We start from the raw sequence: 15,578 nt of genomic DNA on the forward strand, positions 1-15,578 counted from the left end.
CCATTATTTTTTTGTGCCTACCAAAGCGTTTTAAGGCTGTTTTCCAGAAAACAGGTCAAAACCGGATTCCAGGCTCATGCATTAATAATGTTGATTTTTTGATTAGCCGACAGGGTAGGGTTGAGATTCCTATTTTGCGGCCATGGCTTTGCCAGCCAAATATCCTCCCGTCCAAGCCGCCTGAAAGTTGAATCCTCCGGTGATGCCGTCAATATTCACCACCTCACCTGCAAAATGAAGCCCGGGGTGCAATTTGCTTTCCATACGCTCCAGATGAAGTTCATCTAAGTGAATGCCGCCGCAGGTCACAAACTCCTCCTTAAACGTAGTCTTTCCTTTCACGTCAAAGGGCGTCCGGACCAGAAGCTCAATTAACTTGCTTTGTGATTTACCGGGCAGCTCTGCCCATTTAGCGTCTTCAGGGACTTCTGAGAGTTCACACAGCCGCTGCCACAGTCTGGAAGGGAGCGTAAATAGAGGATTGGAGATCACCGTCTTCCTTGGCGAAACAGTCCGTTGCTGCTGCACCAATTGCCTTACATTTTCTTCAGGACTATCAGGCACCCAATTGACTAGAGCCGTACCGGCATAATGTAAGCCAAACAGCACTCTGGCGCCCCACGCTGAGAATCGCAGCACGGCAGGACCGCTTAGTCCCCAATGCGTGATGAGCAGCGGTCCTTCGGTTTCTAGTTTCTGCCCGGTAAGTTTTACTTTGGCTTTAGGAACGGCCACGCCCTGTAAGTCTTTGAAAGGGGAGCCAGGCACGTTGAGGGTAAACAAGGAAGGGATAGGGGCTTCAATGGAATGACCCAAGGCCTGCAGCCACTGATAGCTTTCTGGCTTTGGGCTACCGCCGGTAGCAATTAATACCTTGGCAGCGCTCAAGGTCTCGCCATTGCTTAGTTGCAAGGTAAATCTGGGTTCTACGGTTGACTCTTCCTTAATTTGCAGCGAGTTAACACCAAGGCCCGTTATAATCCCTACACCAGCCTTGCGGGCGGTTTGCATCAAGCAATCAATGATGGTTTCTGAAGAGTTGGACTGTGGAAACATGCGCCCGTCTGCCTCGGTTTTTAAAGGCACTCCGCGCTTCTCAAACCAGGCAATGGTATCTGATGCACCAAACAAGGGAAGTAGTTTCTTAAGCGCCTTGTGGCCTCTGGGATAATGCTGCGCAAATTGCGAGGGTTGGAAGCAGGCATGGGTCACGTTGCACCGCCCGCCGCCAGACACTCGCACCTTAGAGAGTAGTTTGGTGGTTTTCTCTAGTAGAATGACGCGAAGGTCTGGATTGAGCTCTGCGCAGGTAATGGCCCCAAAAAATCCGGCGGCTCCGCCTCCAATCACTACAACTGTCTCACGCATTTGATTTTGGGCTGTTTTCACAAAAATAGGCAAAAAACGGCGTTTCGCAGTTGCCCTCAGGTTTTAGAAGCTAGGTGAGCCTAGGCAATGCGCTACATCCGGAAAGGTGAAAGTGTACTTCAACTCTTGTTGGATGAGCGAGCTGTCAATTATCTTGAACTTGGTCAACTCCTCCTGTAGAAAAGTAGGCGGAGTCAAGCCTAAGGTTAGAGCCGCTGTGGTATAAAACTCTTGTCTGGTGGGATGGGAAGGGGCGCAGGCGTTAAAGGTGAATCCCCATTTCTCTTGCCGCAGGATCTCAGTTAAAAGCCCTGTGCAATCTTGCAAATGAATCATGTTCACTGGCCCCATCGGCTGAGGTAGGTTCTCCCGACCGGCCAAAAATTTACCCGGAGGCCTGGAGCCGCCCATCAATCCCCCGAACCGCACGATGGTCGCCTGTTGAGGCTTTGCCTGCTGTACCCAATATTCGCACCTCAATAACAATGCGTCTGCCTCTGCACTGGCAATAGCATCCTGTTCTGTGACCGTTCGGTTTAGTTCTGGGTAGACAGATGTAGAAGAGACAAATAGAACTTTAGTGTCAGGGTTCGGGATGGCAGCTAATAGCTCCTTGACGGTTTTTTCATAGTCATTCGCTTCTGAGGCGGCACGTTTAGGCGGAAGGTTTAAAACAATCACATCTGCGTTCAACAGTAGGTCCAAATCCGTTTTTAGGTTATTTTCTGGAAAAGACACCAAAAATGGTTCTATGCCGGCTTGCTGCAGCAGCTCTAGTTTAGCTGGAGTGGTGGTTGAGCCTTTCACGTGGTGGCCTTCCTGCACCAATGCCTTTGCCAGCGGCAATCCTAACCATCCGCAGCCTACTACGCTTATTGTTTTCTGAGCCATAGCGCAAAGAACGGGGGCAATTGGGTAGATCGCAACAAAAAGCAGCGGTTCCTGTTCCTTAGCAGATATGAAGAAGGTACAAGTGGCCGTAGTGGGATCGGGATTTGGCGCGTTGACGGCAGCGGCGCTTCTGGCAAAGGCTGGATTGCAGGTGACGGTGTTGGAAATGAATAAATACCCCGGTGGATGCGCCTCTACCTATAAACGGAAAGGCTTTTGGTTTGAGACCGGCGCCACTACTTTGGTAGGGCTGGATGAGCACATGCCCCTACGCTACATGTTTGATGCGACAGGCATCAAGGTACCTATGAATCGGTTGGAGGTGCCCATGCAAGTACGATTAACAGATGGCACGTTTATTACGCGCTATCCTAACCTAGAGGATTGGATTCTGGAAGCAGAACGCGTATTTGGCAAATCTGGTCAGCGGGAGTTCTGGGAGGCCTGCTATGCCATCAGTCAAAAAGTCTGGCGCACCTCCCTGAGGCAGATCAGTTTTCCATTCAGTTCTTTTTCTGATCTAGCACCTGCCATCAAGAATTTTGAGTTCAGGCAACTGACGCTTATTCCCAAAGCCTTTCAATCCCTTTCAAGCTTAATAGCCAAACATGGCCTTACAGATAACAAGCGGTTTGTGCAGTTTGTAGACCAGCAATTGCTCATTACCGCCCAGAACCTGCACCAAGAGGTGAATGTATTGTTTGGAGCGACGGCCCTATGTTACACGCTGTACGGTAATTATTACGTGCCTGGTGGGCTCAGGCAGTTGGCTCAGGCAGCTGTTAACTTTTTAGAGGCCAATGGCGGAGAAATATTGTATAAGCATAAGGTGATCTCCGTAATGACTACTAATAAGGGTGCGTATTTGCTCAACACGTCAAAGGGTGAAATACTCACTGACTTTGTGATAGGGGGTTTGCCTATGAATAACTTGCCGCATCTTTTTAAAGAGTCGGCTATCCGTAAAAAGCTCGGTAAATACATGCTTAACTCAGAGAAAGTAAATAGCGCCTTAACCTGGAGCATCGCCTTTGAAAGGACTGGACATGAGCCAGATACCTTACATCACCAAGTCCATGTGCCCGGCGGCGTTCCTTATGTAGGTAGTGACAGTGTGTTTATTAGCCTAAGCCACCCAGAGGATGAACTTAGAGCGCCAGCAGGCGTCTGTCTAGCAGCAGTCAGCACGCACGTAATGCATCCTGCCGCCCATTACATAGACCAGAAAAAGGAACTAGAGCAGTGGGTGATCCAGTTTTTGGCAGCCCAAGGATTTTTAGAAAAGGATAAAGTGCTGTATGTACAAGCGGCAACGCCTGGTGCTTGGATAAAATGGACGGGAAGGGAATGGGGGCAGGTGGGAGGCTACCCGCAATACATGGCAATAAAACCTTGGCGAATGAAAGACGCGCGGCTTGACGGTAAAAAAGCCTATGTCTGTGGTGATACGGTGTATCCCGGGCAGGGAATTCCTGGAGTGTGTTTAGGGGGCATTAGTGCAGCGCATAAATTGCTGAGAGACCATTTCCCTAGTTACCTCCAGAAATTACGCTAGCTCTAATTCTCTGGAAGGGCTAAGCGGTTTAGAATCTGGAACTGTTTTACAGGCAGGTATGGTGAAATGGAACTGGCTTCCTTGCCCTACTTCGCTTTCCACCCAGATGGTGCCGCCGTTTTTTTCAATGAACTCTTTGCAGAGCATCAACCCCAGGCCGTTGCCTTTTTCATTGGCGGTCCCAACTTCTTTGTAATGATTCGGCCCAAAGAGCTTTAGCTGATTCTCCGTGCTAATCCCTTTGCCTGAGTCTTTCACCGTTATCTGCAAAAAAGCTTCAGCAGTCACTACAGCAGAAATCTCTACCATATCATTTTCCTTGCAGAACTTAATGGCATTCGAAATCAAATTCCGGAAGACCAGTTTCAAGGTTTCAGGGTCTGCCAGAGCCATCACGTTACTTTGAAGGTGGTTCTCTAATTTGATGCCTTTTTTCTGGGCCTGCGGAGACAGTAATTTAATATTTTGGTCTACCAGCTGTTGAACCTGCACTGGTTTGGTGTCTAATTGCATTCCTTTCATCTGGATTTTAGCCCACATCAAGAGATTGTCCAACAGGCCCAATGTGTTTTGTTGTTGAACATTCAAGTCATGCATGAATTTGGCCATCTTCTCTGGCGGCAGATTGCCCATGGAGATAATCTGTAGCAATGATTGCAGTGAAATCAAAGGACCTCTCAAGTCATGGGCTACAATGGAGAAGAGTCGATCCTTCACCTGATTAATACTCTCCAGCTGCTCTTTCTGATTCTGTAACAATTCTGCCTGTGCTACCAAGGCGTCGGCTTGCTCTTGAATGCTCTCATTCTTCTCCAGGATCAACTGGTTGTAGGTAGATAGCTGCTGATTCACTTTCTGCACCCTGTTGCGTCCTCTTAAAAAGACCACTGCCAGCGCGCCAATCATAAACAAGAGGATGCCAACCGTGTATTGCTCTTTCGTCTTCTGAGCCAACTTCTCTGAGTGCAGTTCATGCTCTGCGGTTAGGCGCTTTATCTCAAGCGCACTCTTGTCTGTCTCGTACTTGGCATTTACCTCAGCTAAAGCCTGTTCCTGGGTTTGGGACCGTAAGGAGTCTTGGGTGATGGTATACAGGGTTAAGTATTCATGCGCCTTTTGATACTCTCTTTGGGCTGTGTAAATCTCGTTTAATTGCTGCGCGCTTTCTTTAACTCCCTCTGGGGAGGGGATGGCCTTGGCAATGGACAATCCTTGTAAAGCATAGGCCAGGGCTTCGTTTAATTTACCTTGGGCCACATGCAGCTTGGCCAGGGACCGCACCACGTACATTTCATTTACCTTGTTTTCGGTTTGGATGCTGTAGGCCAAGGCTTTGTTTAAATGAAACAAGGCTTTGCTGTTTTGTTTAAGGCTTAGGTAGACGTTGCCAATGTTAAAATGGTCAATGGCCAGCTCGTAAGGATCTAAGGCGCTTTGGTTGATGGCATTGGCCTGAAAATAGTAGTCTAAGGCTTTTTGGTAATTTTTCTCCAGCTCATACACCGTCCCAATATTGCTTAGAGAGGTGCTGGTTAGTTTGTGCTTTTTCTGCTGATTGCCAATGAGTAAGGCTTTCTGGAAATAGCCCCGGGCCACGGCGTATTGCTTTTGGTCTCTAGACAGGTTACCTAAGTTGTTATAGCTGCTACCCAACCCGATGGTATCCTTCAGGTTTTCGCGGAGTTTTAAGGATTTCTTGGCAAACTCAGTGGCTTTGGGAAGGTTGTTTAACCAATAATACGCCACGCTGGTGTTGTTATAAGCCGTGGCCAACAGCTTTTGGAAGCCTTGGTCTTTACAGAAAGCCGCTGCCTTAAGGCCATACGCCACCGATAGGGATGGATCAATCTCCCAGTAGCGTTGTGTAATGACGTTTAGAAGTTCAGCTTTCTCTTGGGGGGCAGAGACGTTCTTCAAATCCTGAAGCAATTGCTGGGTATTTCTCCCATTTGCCAGGCCAGCAGTAGTGTACAAAAAGAGCACCACCACTAAAAGAATGTTTCTCATAGGTAGTAATAAACACTGGTAAAGTTAGGAGATAATTTCAATTTTCAATAGTATGCAAGCTGATTACTTGCCGTATTATTAGATTAATTTAGTAGGATTTTTCTAGGGATAAAAATTTCTTGTAAGAATTCTAAAATACTTGAGTTACAAGGGGTATCTACAGATTGTAACCTATGACGGTCCACAAATCCGGGTTTATCTAGGAAAGGCTTGCCAAGAATTTACCGTGATTCAGTAAGAGCAGTCCCATTGACATTAAATTGTACTTACAAAACCATAATACTATGAGCCAATATACAGAACCCATGTTGCGCGATGGCGCCTTGCTTGGTAAAACCATCATTGTCACCGGTGGCGGCACGGGCTTGGGTAGGTCCATGGGCACCTATTTTCTTAAGCTGGGCGCCAATTTGGTGATTACTAGTCGTAAGTTAGAGGTCCTGGAGAAAACTGCAGCAGAAATGATGGAAGAGACTGGCGGCCAGGTGCTGGCCGTTGCCTGTGACGTCCGGAAGCCGCTAGAGGTAGAAGCCATGCTCAAAGCCACCTTGGATAGATTTGGGTCTGTGCACGGGTTGTTAAACAACGCTGCCGGTAATTTCATAAGCCCTACAGAGCGCTTAAGTCCTAAAGCGTTTGACGTGATTGTGGACATCGTCTTGAAAGGTAGTTATAATTGCACGCTTACCTTAGGCAAGCATTGGATTGCTCAAAAGCAAGCGGGTACTATCTTGAACATTGTTACCACCTACGCCTGGACGGGTTCTGGCTACGTAGTGCCCTCTGCTACGGCCAAGGCTGGGGTATTGGCTATGACGCGTTCCTTGGCCTCTGAGTGGGCTAAATACGGCATCAGGTCCAATGCCATAGCGCCCGGTCCCTTCCCCACAGAAGGTGCCTGGAGCCGACTGTTCCCAGAAGCCCTCGCAGAAAAATTAGACCCTCTGAAGCGCATTCCTTTAAAACGCTACGGCGAGCATCAGGAACTGGCCAACTTGGCGGCTTACCTCATGTCAGATTTTTCGGCGTACGTGAACGGTGAGGTGATTACCATTGACGGCGGAGAGTGGCTATACGGCGGCGGTGAGTTCAACAACTTAGACCAGGTACCCCAAGAGATGTGGGACGTAGTAGAGCAAATGGTGCGCGGTAAAAAGCCGTCAGACAGCAAAGAGTAAACCTATGCCTACGCTGGAAGATTCCATTCTCATACAGGCGCCGCCAGAAGAGCTGTTTTGGTTGTCTCAAGATTATACCAAACGCCTGGACTGGGACAAATACCTGCGCGCAGCCTATTTAAAGCATGGCATCCATAAAGCGGGCAAAGGAGTAGAGGCATATTGTGAAAGCCAGAAAGGGATAGGCATGACCGTGCGCTATGTGAGTTTTAACCCGCCGCAGCAGGTGGCCATGGAAATGACAAAAGGCCCCTGGGTTTTTAAAAAGTTTTCAGGCAGCTGGCGGTTTAAAGAAGTAGCCAACGGACAGACACGCGTGTTCTTTCGGTATAACTTTCAGGCCAAAGCCGGTGCAATTGGCCACCTACTGATGAATCCATTCTTGAAGTGGCTCTTAATGACTGATATAAAAAACCGACTTAGATATTTTAAGGAAGCCGCAGAACAGCAATAAAAAAAATAGCCCAGATCGTTTCTGGGCTATTTTTATGAAAAGAGGTCAAAAACGAAGTTAATCGTCTATTTTAACTTTTTTCTTCGTCTTAAAGATGTTGTCTTTATGCTTAATCTCTACGGACTCTTTTTTAACCACAGGGTCTGGCTGTGAAGAAGGGTAGATGACATTCATCTCTTGCACCAGGTGGCCGGCGCCGGCAAACTTGTCTATCAAGAACAACAGGTAATGCACGTCTAAGGAGATATTGCGCACCCGCTCGGGGTCATACATGATGTCAGACATGGTGCCTTCCCAGTTGCGGTCAAAGTTGAGTCCCACCAATTCGCCTTTGGCATTGATGACTGGTGACCCCGAGTTACCCCCCGTGGTATGGTTGGAGGCCAAGAAGGCCACAGGCATCTTGCCATTGATGGCATATGGGCCATAGTCTTTCTTAAGATGCAGCTCTCTTAGTTTGTCAGGAATCCGGTAATCAGGAATTTCAGTCATCCCAGATTTTTCTATTAGGCCTTCCAGGGTGGTGTAGTACTCATAGGTCACATCTTCAGAAGGCTTATATCCTTCTACCTTACCGTAAGAAACCCGTAGGGTGGAATTAGCATCTGGGTAGAACTTCTTATCCTTTTGCATCTCACGTAACCCTTGCAAGTACAGGCGGTTAAGCAGCGTGTTTTGCTCCGTTAGCTGGTTGTAGACCGGCAGAATCTCTTCTTGGTACACATTGTTGAAGCTCTGCAAGAGGGTAACGGCTGGGTCTGCCAATAGCTTGGCCTTAATGGCGTTGGGCGAAAGCTTTAACAGCGCGGTTACTTTTTCTAGAGAAGCCAAGTTAGACGGTCCGTAAACTTTGTCAGCATAAGAGGCCCAGGTGAATTTTTTGGCTTCCATGGCTTTTTTCAAGGCCTCTGGCTGGTATTTGTAGGCGATGTCAATGGCGTACATCTCTAGCAAAGACGCAAACACCTTTTTATCAGTGGCCTGGTTGTAGTTCTTAAAATAAGCAGGGGCCGCGTCTAGCAGGCCTTTAATCTGAGTCTGGATGTCAGCTTTCTGTTGCTCTGTCTGGTACCCTTTCTGGATGAGTTCTGCCAGGTCCAAAAAGCTTTGGGCATAGCTTAACAACTCTACCCCCAGTGCAGCCTCTTGGTAATAATCCCTGGTGAGGCTGATGTCATTGGCCAGGATGGTGTAGTTCTGCTCAAAGTGGGGCAGCACGTGTCCGTACATGCTCTTACGACCCGTTTCCTGGCTCACCCAATGCGCAAACTGTTTCTCCAGGTCTTGTTTCTTAGCGATGGCATCCAATTTTTTTAAGCCGCGCATCTCACCAATCCATCTTTTATGCGAATTACTCACGCTGGCATACTTTGCCGCGTATTGGATTCTCACTTTAGGATCTGCCAACATGTCCTGCTCCAGCAAGTGCAGGCGCATGGTTCTGATCTTCACCTTGGCGGGGTCAGAGATTTCGGCGATCTCACTTACGCCCTGTGACGGTAAATACTCCGTGGTACGCGCCGGGAAACCGAATACCATGGTAAAATCGCCTTCCTTGATGCCAGCAAGCGAGATTGGCAAATGGTGCTTGGGGGTGTAGGGCTTGTTGTTGGTAGAGTAATCTGCGGGCTTGTTGTCTGGCCCGGCATAAATCCTGAAGATAGAGAAGTCGCCGGTGTGGCGGGGCCACATCCAATTATCTGTGTCACCGCCAAACTTGCCAATGCTCTCTGGTGGCGCGCCTACCAACCGTATGTCCCTGAAGGTCTCGGTGATGTACATGTAGTACTCAGTGCCATAGAAGAACGGCCGAATGATGGCGCCATAGTGCGTGCCGTTGGTGGCGCCGTACTGTACCTTTTTGATGTTGGTGGTGATGCGGTGCTCACGTTCTGCCTCTGTTAAATTAGAAGGGATGTCACCAAGTATTTGTTTGGTCACGTCTTCCATGCGCACAATGAACGTAGCCGTAAGCCCGGGATTCGGCTTTTCCTGCTCTTTGCTCATGGCCCAGAACCCTTTGGTGAGGTAATCATTCTCTACAGAACTGTGCGACTGAATCTGGCCGTACCCGCAGTGGTGGTTGGTGAGCAGTAAACCTTGGTTAGAGATAATCTCGCCGGTACAGCCACTGCCAAACTGCACAATGGCGTCCTTTAAGCTTGACTTATTGATAGAATAAATATCCTCGGCAGAGAGACGCATGCCCTTCTTTTGCATGTCGGTCTCATTCAATTGCTTTAGGAGCATGGGCAGCCACATTCCCTCGTCTGGTCTAGCCCAGGCGCTAAGAGAACACAGTGCCAGCAGCAGCACCAAGAACAGTTGTTTAGGGTTAAGCATTATGAGATTTTTTGTCTGCCCCAAAGGTACAAAATAAGAGGCGTTAGCGGGTAGAATTTAAAGGGATTTAGCACACAAACGTCTTTGAAAGGCGCGTGGTATAATGCTGTAAACAAACAAAGCCGTTTTTGGCCTGATTCTGTGAAACCAGGCCAAAAACGGCTTTGTTTACCTGCCTATCTAAAGATTAGGCTGAGGAAGAATGACTTGCTTAAGAATGACCAATGGCAACGGAGCCTTCTTCCCAGGTCTGGAATTTCTGCAACTCTTCCTGGAACGCCGAGATAAACCACGCCATCAAGCTCAGGTCATCAGCGAAGCCTAGAATGGGAATGAAGTCTGGGATGATGTCCAGGGGGGTTACCACGTACAACAACACCGCCACGCCCAATAACAGGGACTTGGTGTTGATGTCATGGTAGGTACCATGGGTGTAGGCTTTGACCAGGCGCATGAAGCGCATCATAATGTCTTTGATTTGCTCAAAGCCACTTTCATTAGATTTGGCAGAGGTCAGTTTCTCATAGGCAGTGGTGAGCAGGATGCCAATTTTAACCGGCTTGCCCATCAAGCCACCGGCTTTGCCCATGAGGAACTTGAAGAAAACGTTCTTGGATAGTGTAAATCCTTTATCGGCTAGAGTACTCATATGGAATTTCGTTTGAGGTTCAACGTTCAATTTGCGTGATATACGGCCAACCCGATGCGTTGGATATGCAAGCCCTCCGTTTTTGGCCTGTTTTCTGGAAAGGAGGCCAAAAACGGCGCTTTGTCTTTTTCAAGGAAAGATGCTACATTTCTAAACCAAGTTGGGCCCGGGCCTTTATTGTACCTACTGCTATCCATTCTATGAAAAAGATAAGCTTATTAACCCTGTTCATGCTTTTTTCACTGAGCGGCTTTTGTCAGCAAGCTGAGAGTCAGGAGTCTTTTGATGAGAGCAACGATAAAGGTCAAGGGAAGGGAAGTATGCCCATGGGCGGTTTTCACAAACCAACGCCAAAAATCATATTACATGATAACCCCGCTGTGTCTAACCCAAGCTTTGCCCAAGAAGAACTACCTCTTAATGCCATGCCGGTTTTAAAAGCGAAGCCAAACACCACGTACCATCTTTTGAATGCTCTGCCAAAGTCAGCTGCAAAGCTTCATTTGCAAATCAAGAAGCCTTAACTTCCTTTAAAATGGCATTACTCAGGGTAGATTGTTCTAGTAATTAATAATTCAAATGGAGGTTCGTAATGTGTTTGTGCTGATTGTTTTAACCCTGTTGGCGGTGGCGGGTCTGGTGTTTATTCATCAAAGTAATGATCACTTGGAGTGTGAAACTCAAGTGGAGAACTACACTAACGCAGAAGGTGGGGAAGTCACCACCAAGACGCATATCTGCAAGGAGCGGTTTGCCATCTAACTGCCCTTACTGAGAAAAGCCAGTTGATGGGTTGAGGTGGCTGCATTTGGATGTCATGTATTAGAGTTGTTAATTTCCGATCCAATACAAATGAAGACCATGATCCCTAAACCACAGCCCGCTGAGTACCCTGCCTACTACGAAAAATATATCAACAGCATCTCTGACCAGACCAACGTTCTGGACTTGCTGCTAATGCAACAGCAAGAAGTGGTACAGCTGTTTGCGCGGGTAAGTGAAGGGGAGTCTAACTTTGCCTATGAGCCGGGCAAGTGGTCCATTAAGGAACTTCTTGGCCACATGAACGACACAGAGCGCATCATGTCCTATCGGGCGCTGTGCTTTGCCAGGGGAGAGCAGCAGCCGCTTCCGGGGTTTGATGAGAACGACTATGTGGTGCAATCCAACTTCTCTGAGCGCACCCTGACAGATTTAGTGGAAGAGCACCGCACCATACGCGCTGCCTCGCTTTCACTATTCAAATACCTGCCGGAAAGAGCCTTTTCTAAAATAGGGAACGCCAACGGCAACCCAATGACGGTGGCCGCCTTAGCCTTTATCATTGCCGGTCATGAACGCCACCACCTCAACATCTTAAAAGAGCGCTACCTTGCTAAGTTGTAATTGATTGCTAATTGTTTTAAGGAATTAGCAGATTTTTATTACATGCAGAAGTCCGTTTTTGGGCTGTTTTCTAGAAAACAGCCCAAAAACGGACTTCTGCATTTTCAATGAACTATCAACAACCAACAATCATAGAAGTTCATTTGCCAAATTCGCCAACTCAGAGCGTTCGCCGCGCTGGAGCGTGATGTGGGCATACAACGGGTGGTTTTTGACTTTATCAATGAGGTAGGAGAGGCCGTTGCTTTGCGTGTCCAGATAAGGCGTGTCAATCTGGTAAATATCTCCCGTAAAGATGATTTTAGTGTTTTCGCCGGCTCGGGAGATGATGGTCTTAATCTCATGGGGGGTTAGGTTCTGGGCTTCGTCTACAATGAAGATGATGTTAGAAAGGCTTCTGCCTCTAATGTAGGCGAGCGGCGTAATCACCAGTCTATCATCTTCCACCATTTGCTTGATTCGGTTGCTTTCCTTGCTATGGTCAGGAAACTGGTTCTGGATGAATTTGAGGTTGTCCCAGAGCGGTTCCATGTAAGGCCCAATCTTGGAGTTGGCATCACCGGGCAAGAAACCCAGATCGCGGTTCCCCAGCGGGACGATGGGCCGGGCCAGGTAAATCTGGTTGTACTGTTCGCGCTGTTCCAAGGCACCGGCCAGCGCCAGCAAGGTCTTGCCCGTTCCTGCCACGCCCTGAATGGTCACTAGCTTTATATCTGGGTGCAAGATGGCATGCAGCGCGAAGGTCTGCTCCGCGTTTCTGGGTTTGATGCCTACTGCCACCTGCTTGTCTACGCGCTCCAAGACTCTTTCTGCTGGATTATAATATGCTAGGGCAGAGGACTTAGTGCTGCGCAGGATAAAGTAATGGTTGTCTGAAGGTGGGTTGGGCATGGCCTCTTCAATGGGGCAGACGCCTTCGTCATACAACTGTGAGATTACCGTCTGTGGAATGTTCTCTACCAAGTCATTGCCCCGGTACAGGTTGGTCACGTTCTGGATCTTGCCCGTCTCGTAATCCTCGGCGGCCAGGTTCAGGGCGCGGGCTTTCAGGCGCAGGTTAATGTCTTTGGTTACCAGGGCCACTTTGTAATCAGGCATCTCATGCTGGAGCAGGAGGGTGGCGTTCAGAATCTTGTGGTCGGCTTTGTTGTCATTGAAGATCTTCTCGGCGTCCAGCGGCGAGCCGTGGCTCATGAGCACCTTGAACCGGCCTTTGTTGGAGCCAACCAAGGGAATCCAGGTCTGGAGCATGTGCTCATTGGACAACTCGTCAATGTACCTAATGAACTCCCGGGCTTCAAAGTTCTTGATGTCGTTGCCCTTTTTGAAGTTGTCCAGCTCCTCCAGCACCGTTATGGGAATGGCCACATCATGCTCCCCGAAATGCTCTACGGCGCTATGGTCATATAGAATCACAGAGGTATCTAGCACAAACACCTTCTTGGTCTTGTGCGGTACTTCCTCTACAGGTATGCTGGCACGCTTGCGGGGACTGGCTGGCTTTTTCATGACGGCTGGGTTAATGACTCATTGCTTTAAGGTACAAACATTTGCCAGAAGAAATAAAGCTTTCATGTTAAGATTTGGTAAAGGAAGCGTTGCTTCCTTGAGCTCAAGTTTCTTACCTTGATTCAAAAAGCTTATCCAATCCTATTGCTCACACTCTATGAAAAGGCCTTTTGTTTTATTATTTGTTTTGGTAACGGCACTGGCTCTGTTTTCTCAACCAATCGTGCAGGCGCAAGTATGGCCCTGGAAGTGGAACCAAGTTGACAAAGACGGCAACCGGCATGGCAGGTGGCGGGTATTTTATGAGCACAAACAAGCGCAGGTGTTATCACAAGGAAAATACAAACACGGCAAGGATTTTGGAACCTGGAAAACTTTTTCCGAAACTGGTAAACTGGAGCGTCTGGAAAAGTATGAGCGCAACGGCAAGCGCATTCAAACCACCTTTTATCATCCCAACGGTAAGGTATCGCATAAAGGGGCCGCGTACCTGTTTGAGCAAGACAGCCTACTCATGTACAAATGGCATGGTGACTGGCAATATTATGATTCTTTGGGCACCTGGGTTGGCTGGAAGTCCTTTCACCGCGGCAGGCCCACCTCAGAAAAGCCTATTCCTACCAAGGCAAATACTAGCAATAAGAAGTAACAAGGCAGACGTTTTTGACCTGTTTTCCAAGAAATAGCCTAAAAACGATTGAACTGGGAAGATTAGCTGAGTGTGAAGAACGGTACTTTCTCTTTATCGTGCATTCTTATTTTGCCTTGCAGGGTCAGGTCCACCAGGAGGCGTTGCACGCGGCGCCTGGAGAGGTTGGCCATTTGCGTGAACTGCTTGATGGTGAGTTTACGGTGTTTGGCCAGCAACTCCAAAACCTTCGCTTCCTGGTAATTGAGAACCTCAGCGATGCTTTCCTCCAGGGGCTCCAGTTGCATGGACTTTTCTACCAGTTGGCTGGTCTGGACGCTTTCATCCCCCACGCGCACGTAGCCGCGCCAATCGTCTTCCTTGACTTTAGCCAAGTGTGGTTTCTGGTTGCTTTCGGGGATGATGACTTTTAGGACGGTTCCCTGTTCCATGTCTACTTCTTCATAGCGCACGGGCACCGGTGGCTGGCAATAGAAATGAATGGCTTCTTCAAGGGTGTGCTTCTCTTCTTCGGGGTCTACGCCGCAGACGGTGCCATCGTCCTGCACGCCCACCAAGATCTGGCCGCCGCGCGCATTGGCAAAGGACACAATGGTGCGGGCAATGCGGTTGGCGTGGGTGATGGTCTTTTTGAATTCCAGCGTCTCGCCTTCGCCCTGAAAAATGAGCAGATACAAGTCATGCATGTGGCCAGTAGGTTTTCGTTTTTAGCCTGATTTCCAGAAAACAGGCTAAAAACCGGTTTGTTCCTCGCTCAGCTCCCAGAGCCGGCGGGCGGTGTGGGCGTTGTAGGTGCCCATGGCAGACTTGATCTGCTTTTTGTCTTTGAAATACTTGCCGCTTATCTTCTCTACCTCTGGAGACGTGGCCAGGAAGACGGGCGTTTCAGCGCCTTTTTGGCTGGACCGCATAAAAAAGCGTCCCATGAACAAGAGCGCCCGGACAAACCGGCTGCTGGACTTACCAAAGTTAGTGGCCACTACGCCTGGGTGCACGCAGTTGACCGTCAGGTTGGTGAACTCCACCCGTTTGGCCAGCTCATAGGTGAACAGGATGTTGGCCAGTTTAGAGTCTGAATAGGCGGTAATGGCGCTGTAATGCTTGGGGTTGCCCAACTGCCCGAAATCAATCTGTCCCAAGCGGTGCGCCTCTGAGGTGAGGTTGATGATTCTTCCCTGCGGGGCGGCCAGCAAACTGTTCATAAGCAGGTTGGTAAGCAGGAATGGCGCCAAATGGTTGGTGACCCAGGCCAGTTCCAGCCCTTCTTTGGAATTGCTTAACAAGCCTGGGATGATGCCCGCGTTGTTAATGAGCACGTCAATGGCAGGGTAGGCGTCTTTTAATTCTTGGGCTAGGGCACGCACGGCGTCTAGTTCTGATAAATCTGCCAGGTAAACGTTTAGTTTGGCTTGGGGCACTTTGGCGGTTATTTCCTGCAGGGCGTCCTGGGCGCGGCCTTCGTGGCGGCATACCATCACCACCGTGGCACCGGTTTGGGCCAAAGCCTCTACGGTGGCTTTGCCTATGCCCGAGCTGGCGCCCGTCACTACCATTACTTTCCCTGAATTGTCTTGCTGTGTCATTGTTGC

The 15,578-nt window shown here is 48.8% G+C and carries 15 protein-coding genes; 7 read left to right on the forward strand and 8 right to left on the reverse strand.

The genetic code is table 11. From position 1 onward, the window contains the following. Positions 1-129 precede the first annotated feature (129 nt). Positions 130-1,368: an NAD(P)/FAD-dependent oxidoreductase gene (locus tag TH61_RS14240; RefSeq protein WP_066512893.1), complete on the reverse strand. Its 1,239-nt coding sequence runs from the start codon at positions 1,366-1,368 to the stop codon at positions 130-132. Between the two features lie 63 nt (positions 1,369-1,431). After that, a complete protein-coding gene (locus tag TH61_RS14245; RefSeq protein WP_071887851.1) occupies positions 1,432-2,259 on the reverse strand; it encodes an SDR family oxidoreductase in 828 nt (275 codons plus the stop codon). A 67-nt stretch (positions 2,260-2,326) separates the two neighbouring features. Between TH61_RS14245 and TH61_RS14250 the strand changes: the two genes are divergently transcribed. After that, on the forward strand, positions 2,327-3,814 hold the full coding sequence (locus tag TH61_RS14250) for an NAD(P)/FAD-dependent oxidoreductase (protein WP_066510736.1): 1,488 nt from the start codon (positions 2,327-2,329) through the stop codon (positions 3,812-3,814). Here TH61_RS14250 and TH61_RS14255 read toward each other — a convergent pair. Beyond that, on the reverse strand, positions 3,806-5,821 hold the full coding sequence (locus TH61_RS14255; protein WP_066510744.1) for an ATP-binding protein: 2,016 nt from the start codon (positions 5,819-5,821) through the stop codon (positions 3,806-3,808). The two genes, TH61_RS14250 and TH61_RS14255, sit on opposite strands and share 9 nt — an antisense overlap. Before the next feature lie 284 nt (positions 5,822-6,105). Between TH61_RS14255 and TH61_RS14260 the strand changes: the two genes are divergently transcribed. Beyond that, positions 6,106-6,999: an SDR family oxidoreductase gene (locus TH61_RS14260; RefSeq protein WP_066510746.1), complete on the forward strand. Its 894-nt coding sequence runs from the start codon at positions 6,106-6,108 to the stop codon at positions 6,997-6,999. Between the two features lie 4 nt (positions 7,000-7,003). Next, positions 7,004-7,453, forward strand: a complete 450-nt coding sequence (locus TH61_RS14265; protein WP_066510749.1) for a type II toxin-antitoxin system RatA family toxin — start codon at positions 7,004-7,006, stop codon at positions 7,451-7,453. Between the two features lie 57 nt (positions 7,454-7,510). Here TH61_RS14265 and TH61_RS14270 read toward each other — a convergent pair whose 3' ends face one another. Together TH61_RS14270 and TH61_RS14275 are read right to left on the reverse strand one after the other, a co-directional pair. After that, positions 7,511-9,796, reverse strand: coding sequence for a S46 family peptidase (locus TH61_RS14270; RefSeq protein WP_066510751.1), 2,286 nt, complete (start codon positions 9,794-9,796; stop codon positions 7,511-7,513). Positions 9,797-10,007: 211 nt separating this feature from the next. Further along, positions 10,008-10,445 (reverse strand): YkvA family protein, encoded by a 438-nt coding sequence (locus tag TH61_RS14275; protein WP_066510753.1) that lies wholly within the window; start codon positions 10,443-10,445, stop codon positions 10,008-10,010. Between the two features lie 65 nt (positions 10,446-10,510). On the opposite strand from TH61_RS14275, the gene TH61_RS14280 reads away from it, so the two are divergent. The 3 genes from TH61_RS14280 (at position 10,511) to TH61_RS14290 (ending at position 11,831) form a co-directional block, all read left to right on the forward strand. Beyond that, positions 10,511-10,969 (forward strand): hypothetical protein, encoded by a 459-nt coding sequence (locus tag TH61_RS14280; RefSeq protein WP_197464043.1) that lies wholly within the window; start codon positions 10,511-10,513, stop codon positions 10,967-10,969. Positions 10,970-11,024: 55 nt separating this feature from the next. After that, a complete protein-coding gene (locus TH61_RS14285; protein ID WP_066510759.1) occupies positions 11,025-11,207 on the forward strand; it encodes a hypothetical protein in 183 nt (60 codons plus the stop codon). A gap of 90 nt (positions 11,208-11,297) precedes the next feature. Next, positions 11,298-11,831, forward strand: a complete 534-nt coding sequence (locus TH61_RS14290) for a DinB family protein (RefSeq protein WP_082780387.1) — start codon at positions 11,298-11,300, stop codon at positions 11,829-11,831. A 129-nt stretch (positions 11,832-11,960) separates the two neighbouring features. On the opposite strand, the gene TH61_RS14295 is transcribed toward TH61_RS14290, so the two are convergent. Then, positions 11,961-13,340, reverse strand: coding sequence for a PhoH family protein (locus TH61_RS14295; protein ID WP_082780388.1), 1,380 nt, complete (start codon positions 13,338-13,340; stop codon positions 11,961-11,963). A gap of 223 nt (positions 13,341-13,563) precedes the next feature. Between TH61_RS14295 and TH61_RS14300 the strand changes: the two genes are divergently transcribed. Continuing rightward, on the forward strand, positions 13,564-13,989 hold the full coding sequence (locus TH61_RS14300) for a toxin-antitoxin system YwqK family antitoxin (RefSeq protein WP_157600727.1): 426 nt from the start codon (positions 13,564-13,566) through the stop codon (positions 13,987-13,989). Positions 13,990-14,051: 62 nt separating this feature from the next. Here the strand turns inward: TH61_RS14300 and TH61_RS14305 are convergent, their stop codons facing one another. Further along, on the reverse strand, positions 14,052-14,675 hold the full coding sequence (locus TH61_RS14305) for a helix-turn-helix domain-containing protein (RefSeq protein WP_066510766.1): 624 nt from the start codon (positions 14,673-14,675) through the stop codon (positions 14,052-14,054). A gap of 45 nt (positions 14,676-14,720) precedes the next feature. Beyond that, positions 14,721-15,572, reverse strand: coding sequence for an SDR family oxidoreductase (locus TH61_RS14310; protein WP_066510768.1), 852 nt, complete (start codon positions 15,570-15,572; stop codon positions 14,721-14,723). Between the last annotated feature and the right edge of the window lie 6 nt (positions 15,573-15,578).

The organism is Rufibacter sp. DG15C (genome assembly GCF_001577755.1).
Taxonomy (GTDB): Bacteria; Bacteroidota; Bacteroidia; order Cytophagales; family Hymenobacteraceae; genus Nibribacter.

Coding starts and splice junctions, on each gene's coding strand:
- TH61_RS14285 (WP_066510759.1), top strand. CDS start 11,025: ATGGAGGTTCGTAATGTGTTTGTGCTGATTGTTTTAACCCTGTTGGCG.
- TH61_RS14255 (WP_066510744.1), bottom strand. CDS start 5,821: ATGAGAAACATTCTTTTAGTGGTGGTGCTCTTTTTGTACACTACTGCT.
- TH61_RS14295 (WP_082780388.1), bottom strand. CDS start 13,340: ATGAAAAAGCCAGCCAGTCCCCGCAAGCGTGCCAGCATACCTGTAGAG.
- TH61_RS14240 (WP_066512893.1), bottom strand. CDS start 1,368: ATGCGTGAGACAGTTGTAGTGATTGGAGGCGGAGCCGCCGGATTTTTT.
- TH61_RS14275 (WP_066510753.1), bottom strand. CDS start 10,445: ATGAGTACTCTAGCCGATAAAGGATTTACACTATCCAAGAACGTTTTC.
- TH61_RS14265 (WP_066510749.1), top strand. CDS start 7,004: ATGCCTACGCTGGAAGATTCCATTCTCATACAGGCGCCGCCAGAAGAG.
- TH61_RS14250 (WP_066510736.1), top strand. CDS start 2,327: ATGAAGAAGGTACAAGTGGCCGTAGTGGGATCGGGATTTGGCGCGTTG.
- TH61_RS14270 (WP_066510751.1), bottom strand. CDS start 9,796: ATGCTTAACCCTAAACAACTGTTCTTGGTGCTGCTGCTGGCACTGTGT.
- TH61_RS14280 (WP_197464043.1), top strand. CDS start 10,511: ATGCAAGCCCTCCGTTTTTGGCCTGTTTTCTGGAAAGGAGGCCAAAAA.
- TH61_RS14290 (WP_082780387.1), top strand. CDS start 11,298: ATGAAGACCATGATCCCTAAACCACAGCCCGCTGAGTACCCTGCCTAC.
- TH61_RS14310 (WP_066510768.1), bottom strand. CDS start 15,572: ATGACACAGCAAGACAATTCAGGGAAAGTAATGGTAGTGACGGGCGCC.
- TH61_RS14260 (WP_066510746.1), top strand. CDS start 6,106: ATGAGCCAATATACAGAACCCATGTTGCGCGATGGCGCCTTGCTTGGT.
- TH61_RS14305 (WP_066510766.1), bottom strand. CDS start 14,675: ATGCATGACTTGTATCTGCTCATTTTTCAGGGCGAAGGCGAGACGCTG.
- TH61_RS14245 (WP_071887851.1), bottom strand. CDS start 2,259: ATGGCTCAGAAAACAATAAGCGTAGTAGGCTGCGGATGGTTAGGATTG.